This is a genomic window from Streptomyces sp. NPDC059255 (genome assembly GCF_042752355.1).
In the GTDB taxonomy this organism is placed as follows: Bacteria; Actinomycetota; Actinomycetes; order Streptomycetales; family Streptomycetaceae; genus Streptomyces.
Genome location: NZ_JBHYZP010000005.1, coordinates 125,116 through 141,863, shown reverse-complemented (window position 1 = coordinate 141,863; position 16,748 = coordinate 125,116). Strand labels below are relative to the sequence as shown.

The 16,748-nt window shown below is 64.3% G+C and carries 10 protein-coding genes; 4 read left to right on the top strand and 6 right to left on the bottom strand.

The features are described from left to right. Nucleotides 1–40: 40 nt before the first annotated feature. The 5 genes from ACFXKG_RS09435 to ACFXKG_RS09415 all read right to left on the bottom strand — a co-directional run bounded on the left by ACFXKG_RS09435 (nucleotide 41) and on the right by ACFXKG_RS09415 (nucleotide 9,867). A complete protein-coding gene (locus ACFXKG_RS09435) occupies nucleotides 41–2,488 on the bottom strand; it encodes a DUF262 domain-containing protein (RefSeq protein ID WP_384834846.1) in 2,448 nt (815 codons plus the stop codon). 619 nt (nucleotides 2,489–3,107) lie between these two features. Further along, nucleotides 3,108–3,941, bottom strand: a complete 834-nt coding sequence (locus ACFXKG_RS09430) for a phosphoadenosine phosphosulfate reductase family protein (protein ID WP_384834843.1) — start codon at nucleotides 3,939–3,941, stop codon at nucleotides 3,108–3,110. Further along, nucleotides 3,938–7,537 (bottom strand): ATP-binding protein, encoded by a 3,600-nt coding sequence (locus ACFXKG_RS09425; protein ID WP_384834840.1) that lies wholly within the window; start codon nucleotides 7,535–7,537, stop codon nucleotides 3,938–3,940. The genes ACFXKG_RS09430 and ACFXKG_RS09425 overlap by 4 nt, the downstream gene beginning before the upstream one ends. After that, a complete protein-coding gene (locus tag ACFXKG_RS09420) occupies nucleotides 7,534–8,637 on the bottom strand; it encodes a DUF4007 family protein (RefSeq protein WP_384834837.1) in 1,104 nt (367 codons plus the stop codon). The genes ACFXKG_RS09425 and ACFXKG_RS09420 overlap by 4 nt, the downstream gene beginning before the upstream one ends. Nucleotides 8,638–8,682: 45 nt before the next feature. After that, on the bottom strand, nucleotides 8,683–9,867 hold the full coding sequence (locus ACFXKG_RS09415) for a cysteine desulfurase family protein (protein ID WP_384834835.1): 1,185 nt from the start codon (nucleotides 9,865–9,867) through the stop codon (nucleotides 8,683–8,685). Nucleotides 9,868–10,327: 460 nt separating this feature from the next. Here ACFXKG_RS09415 and ACFXKG_RS09410 point away from each other — a divergent pair, with 460 nt between their 5' ends. From ACFXKG_RS09410 to ACFXKG_RS09395, 4 genes are all read left to right on the top strand, one after another. Beyond that, on the top strand, nucleotides 10,328–11,956 hold the full coding sequence (locus ACFXKG_RS09410; protein ID WP_384834832.1) for a DEAD/DEAH box helicase family protein: 1,629 nt from the start codon (nucleotides 10,328–10,330) through the stop codon (nucleotides 11,954–11,956). After that, nucleotides 11,953–13,836 (top strand): ATP-binding protein, encoded by a 1,884-nt coding sequence (locus ACFXKG_RS09405; protein ID WP_384834829.1) that lies wholly within the window; start codon nucleotides 11,953–11,955, stop codon nucleotides 13,834–13,836. Before ACFXKG_RS09410 ends, ACFXKG_RS09405 begins: the two co-directional genes overlap by 4 nt. Further along, complete coding sequence (locus ACFXKG_RS09400; RefSeq protein ID WP_384834827.1) at nucleotides 13,833–14,729, top strand: phospholipase D family protein; 897 nt, start codon at nucleotides 13,833–13,835, stop codon at nucleotides 14,727–14,729. The genes ACFXKG_RS09405 and ACFXKG_RS09400 overlap by 4 nt, the downstream gene beginning before the upstream one ends. Before the next feature lie 86 nt (nucleotides 14,730–14,815). Beyond that, nucleotides 14,816–15,463, top strand: a complete 648-nt coding sequence (locus ACFXKG_RS09395) for a hypothetical protein (RefSeq protein ID WP_384834824.1) — start codon at nucleotides 14,816–14,818, stop codon at nucleotides 15,461–15,463. A gap of 557 nt (nucleotides 15,464–16,020) precedes the next feature. Here the strand turns inward: ACFXKG_RS09395 and ACFXKG_RS09390 are convergent. Continuing rightward, the gene (locus tag ACFXKG_RS09390; RefSeq protein WP_384834821.1) at nucleotides 16,021–16,626 is read right to left on the bottom strand and encodes a helix-turn-helix domain-containing protein; all 606 of its coding nucleotides are present in this window, start codon (nucleotides 16,624–16,626) and stop codon (nucleotides 16,021–16,023) included. Between the last annotated feature and the right edge of the window lie 122 nt (nucleotides 16,627–16,748).

Here is a 16,748-nt window from a genome sequence, read left to right as displayed (position 1 = left end):
CCGATCAAATCTCATTCCGCCGCCCAGTTGGCCCGTGATGTCACGCCGTTCCAACCGCGCCCGTGGCGTCCTCATTCTCGTCGAGCTCACCGTTCTCGATCTCGACCTTGACCACCAGATCACTGCTGGAGTCAGACAGCTCCAGGCCGAGCCACCCCTTGAGTCGGGTATAGGCCAGACGTAGGAGGACAACAGCACGCTGATCCATGAACGCCGGATTCAACTCATCCTCACGCTGGCCCAGTGCACGCAGGTGCGGGAGGTAGCGCGACAGGGCCGTGAGATCTTCGGTCGACTGCGCGAAAGTCAAGCCGGAACTGGTGAGGATCGACTTGGCGTCGTCGGCCGTCGGGGCACCAAGTGCCGCATACAGGACCTTCTTCTCGTTCCAAGGCCGCGAACTGAGTGACGCATTGGCAGCGTTTGGTGCCAGGACCAGATTGCCCAGCTTGTGGACGGTCTCCTTATCGCCGTAGAAATCCTTGTCCCACCCGCTCGTGGCCTGCTGCGGTGCGATGTGTTCGACCGTGAGGTGCGTCTCGTCCGCCCAACCGTCTGCAGTGAAGCACGAGGCGACCCCCGCCTTGCCTTGGATGATCAGTCCCGGATTCCCCGGATCTTCAATTGTGTCGTGATACGCAGCCAGAAGAAGAAAACGCGTTAGCGGGCGGGCCATTTTATAGAGCGGCAGCGCGGAAGCATCTGCCAGGAACGAAGGCAGGTTTGGGATGGCGCCGTGCTTAGGGTGCGACAAGCGCGCCACAAGTTCCTTCTTGAGCGCCTCGGCATCGACGACCGGATCAGAACTCGATGCACTGGGCACTGCCGACTGGCGAGCGAGCGGAACCATTCCCGTCAGCGAGGGACCGGCCATGACCGCCCGGTACTGGCTGTCAATGTTGCCCGTGCCGCGTCGGGTTGCTCGCCAGAAGACCGTAAAGGCAGTGATGGCCTTGATTGCCTTCTCGAACTCGGCGATGCGCTTCTCCCTCGCCTCCCCTTCGTCTGCGTGTACAGCCTCGGAGTAGAAGCGCACGAGCGGCGCGATGGCAATGGTGTGATTGAGCGAATTGAGGAAGGCCAGACACAACTTCACGGTGTCCGTCATGGCGGTCGCTTCTAGCCCGGGTAGCGCGCGAGGAGAGTTGTTCGCGGGCTCCCAGGTATTCCCAATAAAGGCCGCAGTGTCGCATAGGTGGCGCAAGTAAGCGCTGCGTTCATCTGCTGAGTCCTTGTGGCCCTCAAAGGTATCGCGCATGTAGACCCGCTGATCCGGAAGGCGCTTGGAGAGCTTCTCTCCGGTCTCCGCCAACGCGAAAGTGACCAGCAGGTCTCGAGTTGCGTTCTGAAGCTTGTCTCCGACGTCGAAACGGTCCAGGTAGCCCTGAACTGCCTTCATGTACGCGTGTGCGTCTGAGTCCTGGTAATCCTGAATCTTCTCTGCCATCACCACCCGAGGGAGGAAGGTCTCGAAGGCGGTCAGAGGTTCGCCCGTAGTATTCAACGACTCGAAGATCGTGAAGGCGTAGTCCTCGTCCTTGCCCTGCACAACCGTCAGAGCGATGCGGTTCAAGCCATAGGCGGCAAACATGACGAGTCTCATGAGCTCGGCCTCGGGCCCATCTTGCAGCTCCCCCAACCAAGTGCAGAGCTCGGGGTCGAGTTCGTGGTTGAAGAGCGCACGCTGGAACTCGATGTTGGTGGCAAGGGTTGCTAGCGGCGGCAGATCCTCCAGCTCCTCGACGGACTTTCGCTGCGACAGCTTGGCCAACCCCGTACGGATCTCGTTGTACCTCTTGATGAGGTCGCCTTCGCCCTCGCCCGCATTCTGTCGCGCCGCCGGCCTGAAGTCGGTCGGCCTAGATGCCAGCTCATTATCGACTAGCAATGAGTACTGGTAGATAAGGTTGGCGATCGGCGACTCATACTGCTTGAGCTTCTCGTCCCTGGCCCACTGATCCACGAAGGCTCGAATGAGGCGCGGGTAGATCGGCGGCTTGATTCCGTAGTTTTTTCGCTCGTAGAACGCTGCCGCCAGCATCTGCAGCATGTCACTCGTTTCCGAGTAAAGGTGAGTTCGAGCACTGTCGGTCGAATCCGGCGTGTTGCCCTTGAAGACCTTCCAAGCACGCTGACGAATGAGGTTGTGCAGGCCCACCAGCAGGATAAGAAGGCTCGACAAACGCTGTTGCCCATCGATCACGGTTAGGACCTTGGCCGGGACCTCGGACTTGACGATTGGCTTCACCGTGACATGGTTGACATCATGGATGGTGATAACGGTCCCCAAGAAGGTGAAGCTGTCCGGGGCCTTGCTTAGATTCTTGAGGCCATGCAGTGTGTCGTCGAGCAATTTCTCGACCTTGTCTTTGCCCCAGCCGTACGGACGCTGGTAGGGCGGCAGGTAGAGGCCCAGGCCATTGTCAGACAGCAGCTCGCGGACACTCTTACTCTGCGCCTCGAATATTTCCTTGGCCTGCGTAGGCATGCCTAGCCCCTTTTCGTTCAGCAGGTTCGATCAGATCAGATTTGGCGTGACCTTGGAATGGACCTGCAATCTGCATTTCGGATCAACGATCGCGTAGTTGATGTCGCGAAGCGCGATGACAGTACCGAAGAAACAGTTCGAGCCCCTCGAACTCAGCAAGCTGTCAAGACCATGCGCGACGTCACCGAGAAATCGCCTGATCTCGGGCAGCTCCAGCCGCATGAGCACTGGCAGGAGCGGACATAGAGCCCCTGAATGGGCTCACTGAGGAACTGAGAAGTTGACATCCGTGCCGCATCAAAAACCCGCGAGTTTCCATATCCGTTCTCTCTCCAGCACCCTTCCACACCTGTGTGAGTGATCCGTCACTCATGGTGGCATATGAGTGGTCGTCAGTGGTAGCAGGGGCGCCATGCGCCCATCATGCCCCACATGTGACGATGCGTCACTCCATCGCAGAGTAACTCGACTTGTCGTAGGCGAGTGCGCTGCGTTCCTTCGAGAGGGCCAGGGAATCTGGGCGAGGTGACATCCGCAAGCGGGACAAGACTGATTGGAAGTCGGGAAAGCAACAGCGGCCCCAGCTCGAGCTGCTGGGGCCGCTGTGTGTGGTTGCGCGTCAGAGGTGGCAGACGGAGCAGCCGGCCTCGTCGTCATCTGAGTCCAGTGCGTCTGAGAGGACTTCCAGGAGAGGACGGTTGGGCTTGATGCGCTTGGCCGCGCGGTCAAGTGCTGCCTGGTGCTTGGCTTCGATCTCGTCCTTGCGCTCTATGAGTTCCGGGAGCGACTCGCCCTGTGACCACGTGTAGTTGCGGCCCTTCATGGCGGTGTGGCGGAACCGGACCTTGTCCTCGTACTCCACGGCCTTGTCGTACAGGTCGGGGTGGCGCTCCTTGAGGCCAACCCACTCGTGCTTGCGCTGGAAGAAGCAGAAGTAGCAGCCCGAACGCGTGCGCCACTCGTAGTAGCCGGGGAGTCCAATGCCAGCCTCGTCGAGGATGCGCATCACGCCGTCCTTGTCGACGCCATCCTCGCGGAAGGGGAAGACGGCATCGATGTTCGGCTTGGTGCTGACGTAGCCGAGGCGGTTCTCGTCGGCACGGATGGCCACATAGGAGATGACCTTGTCGTCGCCGACCCACTCCTCCAGCGGCTTGATCTTCAGATTCTTCGTGCACCAGCGCATCTGCGGGCTGGGCAGGGTGCCCTGGTAGACCTCCATCCAGTGATCGAAGTCCCGGTCGGCGTTGAGTCGCTCGATGGGCTTACCGAGTGCCGCTTCCAGCCGGTTGAGGTACTCGTACGTCTCTGGGAGTTCAGCACCGGTGTCGCAGAAGAAGTACTCCATCTCCGGCACGCGATCGCGCATGTAGATGGCAAGCGCCGACGAGTCCTTGCCGCCTGAGATACCCAGGACGTGGCGAACCTTCTCCTGGGTGACTGGATCCGTCATGCCCCCTCCTTCGTTTCAGTTGCTGTGACAGACGGCCCGTCGGCAACGCGTTGTGCGAGAGCGGCGAGCAGGATCCGTGCGCCGTCGGGTCCGAGGGCCTGCTCAGCCTGCTGCAGCACGTCGGCCGCAAGCTGGTCAGCCTGGCCTCGGGACTGTTCTGGCACGTAGATCAGCGTCCGTCGTTCCGCTCCTGTCTTGTCCGTCAAGGTCAACAGCCGCGCCTCCAGATTTACTTCCTGCTCGCGGGTCTCGCTGCTGTCCTGGTAGAGGTGGGCGACGCGGTCGAGGGATGCGGACATCTCGCGTGCAAGGCGAGGGAACATGCCTGCGTCTCGGTCGTCCCAGTCTCCGAGTGCCTTGTTGGTGAGGCGGACGACGATCGGGTCGAGCCAGTCCTCGTCAGCGAGGCTTTCGCTGAGCACGAAGTCGACGAAGCCCCGCAGCTCCGGGTTCAGTGACACCGTGGCGAAGCCATTCAGCCGCGCGGCGAGTGTCGACCGCAGCTCGCGAAGAGTCGTGGGCAGACGGAACTCTTCGGCGAGAACCGCGACCACTTCTTCACGCAGCGTGCGTTCGATTCCGGTGATCTCGTCTGCCGCTGCGGTCAGCCCGTCGGCGTACTCCGTGGCGGCTGCCGCGTTGGCGCGGGTGCCGGCTTCAATGGGGGCGAGGCTCAGCGCCTTGGGCAGAGCCCGGAAGAGTAGGTCGTCCGGATCCTGGGAGTTTGCCAGGGCGTTGCGCACGGCGAGTGCATCCGGAGAGATGCGCTTGGTCTTGCGAGCGTAGCTGTTCAAGACCATGACGCGTTCGAGCAGCGCCCTGGCTACGGAGAGCAGATCGGGGTTGCGCAGTGCCTGTGACCGTGGTGGTTCGACCTTCAGGGACACCAGGAGCTTCTTGATCACGCTGGCGCGCTGGCCCTGCCCGACTGGCGTGTATTTCACGTCGAAACGAGCGGGGGCGGCGAGGATGCGGTCGACGACGTCCGGCGTCAGCCGGGGCAGGTAGGAGCCTTCTTCGAAGAGGGCGACATCGTGTCGGCGGATCACCAGGGCGGTGACGACTAGCAGCGGCCAGACACCGGCCTTCACCCCGTAGGGCGGGCTCATCAGGACCCGGATGATGTGGTCGAGGCTGGTACGCCGGGTTGCTGCGTCCAGCGCCTCCTGCAGCGCCTCCCAGACGGGCTGAGCATGCTCGTGGCCCTCGCCTGGAGCGGAGAAACCGTACGGCAGCAAGCTGTTGGGGGAATTCTCAGCCTGGATTGTGCCGTTGGCCCGGTGCAGGCCGAGGTAGGCCAGCGCGCCGCTGTAGATGGCTCGCTCGGGACCGTATCTTCCGGCCGTCGCGTCGAAGCCCAGGTACTGCTCGCCGGAGCGGGTGAGCATCGCGTCCAGCACATCGCTGCGGGCACGGGCGGCGTTGCTGGTGAGTGAGTGCCGTCCGAGCATCTCGTTGCGAATGTGCGGGGTGTGCGGGTAGACGCTCTCGCAGGCAAGGGAGACCAGGCCGCTGAGGCTGCGGGCTGGCAGGCTCGAGCTGTCGGGGTCCGTCCCCGGGGCGAGTCCGGCGTTCCACAGGTCCCAGGTGGCGTCCTGGGTCGGCGGGTAGAAGGCCGCCTGGATGACCTCCCGCAGCTCGGCCTCCGCCTGGACGGCGCGGTCGGTGACCTCCCGCCGGGCGACGTGATCAAGTTCCTTGTCTTCGAGTAGCTCTTTCAGGGCAATGAGGTGCGTGGCGGAGCTGAGCACCACGTCGGAGTGGGTGGTTGTTCCGAGGATCACCGGCAGCGTCGAGTTGACGGTGGGCAGCTGCTCCCGGGGGCCGAGGTGGAAAACGAGGAGGCCGTCGGCCGGGTCCTTCAGCTCGTCCGGCGCCTGGATTTCGCGGGTCTCTCGACCGCTGACGGCGGTGAGGAACACCCGCATCATCCCGGTGACCTGGCTGTGGCGGCCGGCGACCACGGCGCTGGGGAGGTGTGCGCCAAGGCGTTGGACGACGGAGGCATCGTCGAGGTGACTGATGATCTCCTTCAGGCGGGCGTCGATGTCGAAGTCTGTGCCCTGCCAGACGCGATACTCACCGCTGAACTCCCGGTGGACAAGGAAGCCGCGGCGGACGAGGTCGGCGAGCTGCTCCTCAAGGCGGGCGAAAGCGCCCGCGTCGGTCAGATCGGTGGGGTCGTGGAGCGCGAGGTGGATCATCTCGCTGGTGGCGCTGAGCGCTCCGTCGGCGTCAATGAGGTTCAGAACGCCGATGGTCTTCAGCAGCGCCTGGTCGGCGTCGGGCAGTCCGTTGGCTTCCTTGATGCGCGCGTCGACCTCGATCCAGCGGCCGGCGTTGGAGGCCGCGAGCAGCGAGGTCCGGCCGGAGTTGAGGAAGTAGTCGTACAGCTGTGGTAGCTGCACTGTGCTGGCGAGTTCGGCATCCGGCCGGGAGTGTGCGGCCAGCGAGTCGCGGACAGTGTTGGGCTCTCCGCTGTTGAGGAAGCCCGACAGGCTGCGATCGTGCTGGCCGATTTGCGCCGCCAGGATCGGCGCAGCGATCGCCGTCAGTGGGTGCAACGGGTAGAGGCCGGCGAAGTCATCGCTGGCCAGCTCGGTAAGGACGTTCAGACCATGGTTCTTCCACGCGAGGGCTGATGCCTGGGCCGACGCGCGGATGAAGTCCTGGCCCGCTGCGTCGACCGCGGAGTGGTCGAGACGCCGGCGCAGGAGCTGCAGGGAGTCGCCGTGGTGCGGGACGAAGGTGACGTCCTCGAAGCGGCCCTGGATCTTTGCCCATTCACGGACCTTGAGCTCACTGGACCGTGACGCGTAGTCCATGAACGACAGGTGCTGCAGGGTGACCAGGAAGACGGGCAGGCCGTTGGGCCCGGCGCTGTGCTCGGCGAGCTCCTGCAGGAGGAAGAGATCGTGCTCGGCACCGGAGAATTCGTTGTGTCCGGCAAGGTGTTCCAGGGTCTTGCCGAACTCGTCGATGATCAGCAAGAGCGGCTGCTGATTGTCGGTCAGGGCCTTGATAGCGGCCATGACCTGCTTCGTCTTCGGCCCGGTCGTCGTCGGGTCTTCGCAGGCCGCGAGTGCTGCGGCGATGTTCTTCGGAATGCGCTTGCCCCAGCGGCGCTTTGCCGCGGTCTCCAGCGCACGGGTCACAGTGGCGACCAGCGGTTCACGTCGCGCGGTGGCCACGGCTCCGAGGAACCCGGTTCCCGTCCGCTCAGCCCGAGCCGTGGCGAGACGCTCGGCGAGGGCTGGGCTAGTGCCCGCAAGGATCCGGTGAGCCTCGTCGCGGCGGTCCTCGTCGCGGCCGAGAAGCGCTTCGATCAGGTTAGCCAGCGTGGACTTCCCGGAGCCGTAGGGGCCGGTGAAGGACCACGCGCGGGGACGTCGCAGGTCGCTGACTGCGTTGGCGATGCGCTCCAGTACGTCAACTGCCTTCGCGCCGACATACGGTCCGTGCAGTTCGTCCTCGACGTCGCGTTCGAGGTTGGTCGACCGCATCTGGGAGCCAACCAGTTCGATTCCGGACGGGAACTGAGGGGTTGCCTCGTCCTGCGGGGTGCGGGAGGTCCGCGTGGGAGCTGCGGTGGTCACGCGATCTCCTGAGTCGTGAGCTGGTGGTCCTGGGGCTTACGTTCGACCTTCTCAGCCTTCTCGGCCTTCTCTGCTTCGGCCAACTGCGGGTACTGAGCGCTCCATTCGTCCCGGGAGGGAAAGCCGGGGCGCAGGGTGACGTGGTCGTACTGCTCGTCGAGGATGTCCCAGGCGAGTGCCCTCGGATCGCTGGCGAAGGACATGGTCCGCTGGCCGACGGCGTCCACCCTGTTGAGTTCCGGGCGACCCACGGCGACCTTGTCCAGGGCGGCGACGATCTCAGGCTCGCGGACCCGGAAGGCCCGGCCGGGCGCTCCGGGCTCGTTGGCAAGCCGCGCCAGGGAGATGGAGCCGGAACCCTGGGTGTCGCGGGCGGCGTAGTCGAGGCACGCATAGATCAGGACGTGGGCCGGGAGAGAGGTGCGCGTGCCAGTGGTGAACTGCCACTCCTGCTTGCCCCGGGTGCCCACGGAGGTCAGCAAGTCCAGCTCACGGAAAGGGCAGGCCAAGAGGTCTTCATAGGTGGCGCGGGAACCGCTCTGTTCGACAGGCGTGCGCGCATACATCTTGGTCAGGCACTCGACATCCCGGGTGATCGACGCCTCCACCGGTCCATCGCTGAAGGAGAAGTTGACATGCCGCGTGACGACCTGCGTCATATCCGCGATGGTGAAGCGAGAGAACGGAGCAAGGTGAAACGCCGTGTACCACGCGGGGGCCCAGCATTTGGCGCCCGGCCGCGACGACACGAGCCACCAGTGCAACAGCCACAGGCTGCCGGGTTCCTCAAGGTAGGGATCGGCGCCATCCTCGTCGAGCAGCCATCGCGCTTCCCAAGTAGGTGAGGCGTACTGGGCCTTCGTCTTACCCAACGGGTCGGCATGCTCACGGGTGAGCTTGAACGCCTTTGACCAGTACCGCATGGCATGGACCATGTTCTTACCCACACCGAGCAGGACCGGGGCATCTTCAGCAAGGAAAGCTGCCGGATTCTCCTTGACCTGCATGTACGCCTTATGCAGCCATCCGAAGCGGGGAGCGAAGGTCTCATGGCGCGCGAAGCTGGAATGTGCGGCTTCCGCGAGCCTGCTGTCTGCCATACGAGGGCCTCTCAAAGCACGAAGAGATAAAGGGAAATGCTCAAGTCAGTGAGCAGCCGCGCCGGCTGTCGCTGCCATGGCGGCGCGCACCTGGTGGACCGCATGCACCACCGCCTCGGCGGCTGCGGCGATCTCTTCCTCGGTTGTGGCGTAGCCGAGCGAGAAGCGCACAGTGCACTCCGATTCCTCCCGGCTCAGCCCCATAGCGAGCAGGACATGGCTGGGAGTTGGGGCTCCCGAGGCGCAGGCGCTTCCGTCGGATGCGGCTATGCGCGGCATGGCGGCCATGACTGCGTCAGCCTGGGCACCCGCAAAGGTGATGCTCGCCACACCGGGCAGGCGGGGGGCTTGTTGCCCGTTGATACGGCATCCGTACACAGCCGTGGTCACCATGTGTTCGAGCTGATCGCGCAGTTGGGTCACGCGGGCGATGTCGTCGGCAAGGTCACGGCTGACGGCCGTAGCGGCAGCTCCGGCACCGGCGATCCCGGGCACGTTGAGGGTGCCGGCCCTCCACCCCTTCTCCTGCCCGCCACCGGTGATCAGCGGCCTGAACGGCAGGGGAGTACCGCGTCGCACGAACAGTGCGCCAATGCCTTGGGGGCCGCCGAACTTGTGGGCCGACAGGGACAGAAGATCGACGTCCACTTCGGAAAGGTCCAGGGGCAGCCGGCCGATCATCTGTGTGGCGTCCGTGTGGACCAGCGCGCCTGCGGCATGCGCCGCCTTGACGACCGGCGCGAGGTCGGTGAGAACCCCGGTTTCATTATTGGCCGCCATCAGGGAGACGAGACCGACGTCGCCCCGGCCGAGCTCTTCCTCCAGGGCCACGGTTTCCACCAGCCCGTCCGCCCGCATCGGCAAGATGGTCAGCGATCCCGGCTCGTTTTGGGCCAGATCCCGGGCTGTCTCCAGCACCGCAGGGTGCTCTGCACTACCCGTCACAATCCGGGCACCGCAGCGATGAGCCGCGCGCAGCGCGAGATTGTTCGCTTCGGTTGCCCCCGACGTGAAGATGATCTCCCCGGGCGAGCAGGTCAGCAGGTCAGCAAGGTGCCGACGAGCGACCTCTACGCGATAGGCGGCGTCCCGGCCGGGGTGATGCACACTCGACGCGTTACCGACGGCCTGCAGGGCGTCCACAACGGCCGCCAACGCCTCGGGCCGAATTGGCGCCGTCGCGTTGTAGTCGAGATACGCCGAAACCGGCCCATCAGACTCATCCCTCATGCCCCACCTCAGTCTCGCTCAGCACCGCACACAATCTACTCCTGGTGGAACCCGGACGTGCGCACCGGGGGCGGCACCAGGAGTGAGTCGTGATCGTAGCGATCGAGATCGATCAGTCCGCGAAACCGATACTCAGCCAGAGCGCAAACTGTAACTCGAACTAATGTTCCCTATTGCTTGGGTGCCTGCAACCGATATCGGGAAAGGGCATCGGCGCAGAGGCAGCACGGGATCCCCGATGGGGCCAACCGCACCTCATCAGCGCCCCTGAGCTGCGAATATCAATCGCTTAGATCCGAGTGTCAGTGCGTGGGTTTATGGTGATCGGGCACTGTAACTCTGGGGCGACTCAGAGTTGCGGGCAGCTCTGCATGCAGAGAACTGAGGCGGGCGCTCCGCAAGTTGATGGTCATTCAGACATTGGGGAAAATCTCCCCTGTTCCGCAAGGGTGGTGAATCGATGACAGCGTGGTCGCCCGGCCTGTCCTTCCAAGCCGTGCTGGACAGCGCTCCCATGCCGTACATCCGCGAGCGCCTCGGCAAGCACATGTGCGCTCTGCTCGACCTCATCGACGGCGGAAGCGCCGGCGATGAGCAGCTCCGAGCAGTCGCTGCCGTGGCGGTGGACGCCGAGAAGCTCGTGTCCGATCAGACGGACCGCGAGGAGCTGCTGCGGCTCCTGCCCGCCGACAAGCAGATAGAGCTTGCCCAACGTCTTGGGGCGGACGGCGCGGGCACCGATGCCCTGGTCTACCTGGACGGTCTGAAGTGGGCGAGTGAGCAACAGCGGGAGCTGCTGGAGTTCTTCGGCTTCAGCGTCGACAGGGCGCCTGCGCTGCCTCCGCTCTTTCGGCAAGACTCCGAACCCGAGTATGGGTTGTTCCCCCACCAACGGCGCGCAGCCGCACGCGTGAAGGAGTTGCTGTACGACGGACCGCGGCGGGTTGTCCTTCACCTGCCGACAGGCGTTGGCAAGACCCGGACCGGAATGAACCTGATCGCCGACCATCTGCGGCAGCACGAGCCCACCCTCGTGGTCTGGCTGGCGCGTGGGCAGGAACTGCTGGAGCAGGCGGCTGCGGAGTTCGAGCGCGCGTGGTCCAAGCTCGGCGACCGTCCGATTGCGGTCGTCCGGATGTGGGGCGAGGCGCCCACCGATGTGGAGGCGCTGACAGACGGCCTTGTCATCCTGGGGCTGGAGAAGGCCGTCTCCGCGGACAAGAGCGATCCGGAGCTTCTCCGCAAACTCGCGTCGCGCAGCACTCTCACAGTCTTCGACGAGGCTCATCAGATCATCGCGCCGACCTACCAGCGAGTGGTGGACGCCCTCACCATCCGCCCCGATGCCAGCTTGCTGGGCCTGACGGCCACCCCCGGCCGGACCTGGGCGGACGTCACGCAAGATGAGCGACTGTCGGACTTCTTCGCCCGCCAGAAGGTCATGCTGCAGATCGACGGATACAGCAACCCGGTAACCGCCCTCATCGAACAGGGCTACCTGGCCAAGCCCATCATGAAGACCGTCGCCTCCGAAGCCGGCCTGCATCTGTCCGCACGCGATCAGCAACTGCTGGCGAAGTCCTTCGACATCCCGTCGGACATCATCGCGTCGCTGGCCAGCGACGAGCAGTGGAACCTCAAGGTCGTCCAGACCGTGCTGGAACTACTGGAACGCCAGCACCGCAGGATCCTGGTATTCGCGGCCTCCGTTGACCATTGCCGCCTGATCGCCGCCGTCCTGTCGGCGCTCGGCCTCGATGCCGACTTCGTCACCGGCGAGTCCTCTCCCCGGCACCGAAACGACGCCATCAGACGCTTCAAGGGCGCTGGCCGACGCCCCATGATTCTATGCAACTTCGGGGTCCTGACCACAGGCTTCGATGCCCCGGCGGCCAGTGCTGCCATCATCGCCCGACCGACCAAGTCGCTGGTCCTGTACAGCCAGATGGTCGGCCGGGTCATCCGCGGCCCCAAGGCCGGCGGAACCGCCACCTGCGAGATCGTCACCGTCGTCGACCCGGAGCTTCCCGGGTTCGGAGACGTGGCCGAGGCATTCACCAACTGGGAAGACGTATGGGAGACCGCGTGACCGGCGAGGGAAGCAAATACCGGATCGTCAGCCCTTCGCTGACCGTCAAGGCCATGCGCGACAGCGGCTACAAGAACACCGCCTACGCGCTCGCCGAGCTGATCGACAACAGCATCGACGCGGAAGCCACACTGGTTCAGGTCTTCGCCTGTGAGAGCCCGGTGCAGGGCGCCACCCAGACGAGGCACCGGGTGGACGCCATAGCTGTCCTCGACAACGGCAAGGGCATGGACGCCGAACTCCTGCGGCGCGCCCTGAAGTACGGCGACGGCCTCGGGGGCGACCGCAATCGCATCGGACGCTTCGGCATGGGACTGCCCAACTCAAGCATGTCCCAGTGCACCAAGGTCGAGGTCTGGTCCTGGACCAATGGGTCCCCGAACGCCATGTACACCTACCTCGATCTTGAGGAGATCAACGGCGGACTCGACGACGTCCCCCCTCCCGTACACCGCCCCGTGCCGGAGTACTGGAGCGACCTCAGCGAGGCACCCCTAGGCACCACCGGCACGCTCGTGGTCTGGTCGGACCTTGACCGGGTCAAATGGCATGGCGCCGGCGCCACCCTGCGGAACACAGCCGAGCTGATCGGCCGTGTGTACCGGCACTACCTCCACGACGGCAGGGTGGAAATCAAGATGGCGCCGGTCCGCGAAGGAAAGGTCCTCGAAGGGGACAACGGGGCCTACTTCGCCGAGCCCAACGATCCCCTGTACCTCATGGACGCAACCGGGACGCCGCCGCCGTTCGGGAACAAGCCCATGTTCGAGCCCTTCGACATGGGCAACGAGAAGGAACCCGGAGTCGCCTACTTCCCGATCACGGTCGACGGGACGAAGCACAATGTGAAGGTGCGGGCATCCATCGCCCGGCCCGAGGCCCGCCGCGCCGACGTCGAAGGCCACCCGTGGCCCGACAACGCGAGCCCCCACGGGAATCCCGGTCATCACCCGTGGGGGCAGCACGCTCGTCGGAACATCGGGATTTCCCTGGTCCGGCAGGGGCGCGAGCTTGACCTCGATTCCAAGTGGGCCATCGGGTACGACCCCGTCGAGCGCTGGTGGGGCATCGAGGTGGAATTCCCTCCGGAGCTCGACGACATCTTCGGCGTCACGAACAACAAGCAGACCGCAACGGTCTTCTCGTCTCTCGCTCACTTCGACTGGACGGCCGAGGCCGAGGGGGACGAAACGCCCAAAGCGTTCAAGGACCGCATCGCCGAGTTCGGCGACCCGCGCCTTCCTCTGATCGATCTCGCGGTCTACCTGGAGAAGAACCTCCTGCCCGCAATGCGGCGGAAGCTGAGGCAGCAAACGCTGGGTAACCGGGGAGGCAAGAAGCGCCACGACGACGTCGTCACGTCAAAGGCGACCGACGCGGTGAAGCGCCGGCAGGAGGACGGTCACACGGGAACGACCGACCGCCTGGCAGAGGAGGCCACCGAGAAGGACAAGCGCCAGGAGCAGTTCGCGGCGCTCACCGAGCGGCATCACCTCGACGAGGACACCGCCCAGTCCATGGTCGACGAGGCGATGGAGAAAGACTGGCGTGTCCGCTGGATCTCCAGCCCACAGGACTCCACGGCGTTCTTCAACATCGACCTCATGGCCGGCATGCTGCAGGTGATCTTCAACACCGAACACCCCCTTTACAGCGAGCTGATGACCGTCCTTGAAGACGTGCCCGAAGGCGCGAGCGAGGCCGAACTCCGCCAACGCCTGGCCCGCGCCTCCGACACCTTCAAACTGCTCGTCTTCTCCTGGGCCCGTATGGAGGACGAGATCCCCAACAAGCGGGACCGCACCAGGATCTCGGACGCGCGGCGCGACTGGGGCCGGTACGCCCGTGACTTCATCGAAGACGGGAGCGATGACGAGTGACGCAGCCGGACCACGTCTGGCAGCAGATAGCCGACCTGATGAAGGGCGCCACCACGCAAGTGCTCCTCGTTGCGCCCTTCATCAAGAAGGCCGTCTTCGAGGAGACCCTCGCCTCGGTGCCGGCCTCGGTGGAGAAGATCGAATGCACCACACGCTGGACTCCCGCGGAGGTAGCCGCCGGAGTCTCCGATCCCGAGATCATCGAGGCGGCGGAGCGGGACGAACGCGTGCAGATCTCTCTCTGCCCGTCGCTGCATGCCAAGATCTACGTCGCCGACGACCGATGCCTGGTCGGATCCGCAAACCTGACCGGCAAGGCCACCGGCCGAGTCCCCAACGCCAACGTGGAGCTCTTGCTGGATGCACCCGTCACGCATCCTGAAGTGCAGCGCGTCCTCAGTCAGATCGACGCCCGCTCGACAGCGGCCACGCCCTTGGTGGCCGCCCTTGTTCGGCAGCAGGCAGAACTACTGAAGGAAGAACGCATCACGCCCCCGGCCGAGGGCGAACCCGCCTCTCTCTGGTACCCGGAAACGAGACGCCCGGAGAACGTGTTCGCGCTCTACAGCGGGCGAACACGATTCACCTCCCCCGTTGAGGCCGGCATCATCCAGGACCTTGCCATGCTCGACGTCCCGGCAGGTTTGGCGGAGCACGACTTCAACACGGCGGTCGAGGCTCAGCTGCACGCCATCCCAGAACTCCACAAGCTGCTCGTCGGCGAGCGCCTCAGCAACATCGAGCTCCAGAAGGCCATCGTGGAACGGACAGGGGACCCGGAAGACCAGGCGCGGAGGACGACGGAGACCCTCGCGGCCTGGCTGCAGCACTTCGGCCGCTATTACACCGAGGTGGGCTCGTGGGAGCTGCGGCCAGGACGGGAGCACACCTAAGATCTGCGTGCACGGCGTAGAGCGGCGGAGTAACTCCCCCGCTCATCGCCACCCCACGGAGACGAAGGTGATGGGAAGGCCCCCTCATGGCACAGGTGCGGGTCCCGTTCCTGCTGGGCCATGCCGAAATCGCCTCCCTCTATCAAGTGGAGCGCCAGACATCGCAGAAATGGCGGACAGAGGGCGCCCTCGCCCCACCTGACCTGGTCGCGTCCGGCAACCCGTACTGGCTGCTGGCGACGGTAATGCGGCTCCACGGCGTCGGTAACCGCCACGTGGCGCAGGACCGGCTGACGTCCTACAAGGCCAGCATCCCCCGTGGCTACGACGTCCAGAACAAGCAGGACTTGCCCGTCATCCTCGGCATCCAGGAGGTCGCCCACGTCCTCGCGCGAGACGCGCAGGCGATCTCCCGATGGCGCAACCGGCGGCAGATCGTCGAGGCCGACCTGATCCTCTCCGGCTCCCCGCTCTGGCTGCTGGAAACCATCCTGGCCGACGCACATGAACGGCAGCGGGCCATCCTCCCCGCCGAGGTTGCCAAGCTCCGCGCAGGACAGCGTGCCCCTCAGAAACCTCGCGGACGCAGACGTGGCACCCCCGCCGTGCCCCCGCATCACGAACCGCTGCCCGCAGCCCAGACGTTCACCGTTGCCAACCAGGCCGCCGCCGCTGAATTCCTCTCATCCGCGCTGGCCCAGGGTTACTCTGTCGTTATTAAGCCTCAACGCTAGCCTTGGGCTTTCATAAGGTGGGCTGCCCGAGGCTTGATCAGAAAATCGGGAGGCGCTCTTGACCTGTCACTATAGGACTCGCTGAGGGGCCCTGTTGGCTGCGAGGAAAGAAGCACTTTCCAGGCGAAGAAGCTTATCGGGTCGCACCCACATTTCCGTGACGAGGTAGGCGGGCGCGAGGTGACTTTCTAAGCCGAGCCCACGCTGTTGGTGGAGGCGATCCGCAAGACCAGCCTGATAAGGCGATGTACGCCGCATTCGCCCGGTGCGCAAGCCGCAGGCCGTCCCCAGGCGCGGGAAATGGTCATCCTCGCTGGCGCGCTGCGCAGGAACCGCCTGGCGGACGTGGACATGCTGCGAGCGGAGCTGGCCATGTTCAGGCCAGTGACCTCCGACCGGCGGGGTTCCATCAAACGGTTCGTCAAGCGTCTGGCAGACCTTCAAAAAACCGGGCTAAACGCTACAGGCCCGGGAGTGTCAGCGGTCAAGTATTGGCTGACCGTCGACGGGGAACACCTATCAGAGCGGGCGACAGCATACTGGACGACAGAACATGATTACCCACCGCCGTCCACGTCGAGGGGTCTTCTCGCTCGCCGTGGAAGTTTGGCACGATCCCATGCCTGCCCCCACATCTCGACCTCAAAGTCCGGAACGCCGCACGCTCGGGAGAACGCGATAACGAACCCCCGACTCGGAACATTGGTACGGTTCAAGAACCTGCCAAGTGTTGAACGAGGAATACGATCACCGCGGCCGCGTGCACGACTATCCAATTCCCTATAAGAAGGCGCACCTTCCCCTCGATACAGGTCAAGCATTGCCTCGTGAAGCTCTGAAAAGTCCCGTACGAAAGATATGTGTACGGTACGGGCTCGACGACGACCACCATTCGCCTGAACCCGATCGCGGAAAGCCCGTTTCCACATGTACTTGGCTGCACGGACATCACCCCCACACCCCTCAGCAAAGGCAACCACTACCTCTAGTTTCGGCACAGATTGTCCGGAGGCAGCCCGAGCCAGCGTTGCCGCGCTAAATAGGGTGCGTCGGGCCAACTGCCCGTAGGTGACGCCAGCCTCCCGGCGCGTAGCCCGAAGCCACGACGCCAGAAGTGCCAGGGGCTTGTTGGGCGTGTCGATCGGGTTCTCTCGACGCCCCATCGCTAGTTACGGGCGATACCCGGAAGAAGCAGTGAGGTACTCCTCATGCGACGCACGAGACGGACACCCAAGGAACACGCCTCTCCCAGTAGAACGAGCACCCCCAACGTAGGCATCCCGGA

Coding starts and splice junctions, on each gene's coding strand:
- ACFXKG_RS09435 (WP_384834846.1), bottom strand. CDS start 2,488: ATGCCTACGCAGGCCAAGGAAATATTCGAGGCGCAGAGTAAGAGTGTC.
- ACFXKG_RS09430 (WP_384834843.1), bottom strand. CDS start 3,941: ATGACGGATCCAGTCACCCAGGAGAAGGTTCGCCACGTCCTGGGTATC.
- ACFXKG_RS09420 (WP_384834837.1), bottom strand. CDS start 8,637: ATGGCAGACAGCAGGCTCGCGGAAGCCGCACATTCCAGCTTCGCGCGC.
- ACFXKG_RS09415 (WP_384834835.1), bottom strand. CDS start 9,867: ATGAGGGATGAGTCTGATGGGCCGGTTTCGGCGTATCTCGACTACAAC.
- ACFXKG_RS09410 (WP_384834832.1), top strand. CDS start 10,328: ATGACAGCGTGGTCGCCCGGCCTGTCCTTCCAAGCCGTGCTGGACAGC.
- ACFXKG_RS09395 (WP_384834824.1), top strand. CDS start 14,816: ATGGCACAGGTGCGGGTCCCGTTCCTGCTGGGCCATGCCGAAATCGCC.
- ACFXKG_RS09390 (WP_384834821.1), bottom strand. CDS start 16,626: ATGGGGCGTCGAGAGAACCCGATCGACACGCCCAACAAGCCCCTGGCA.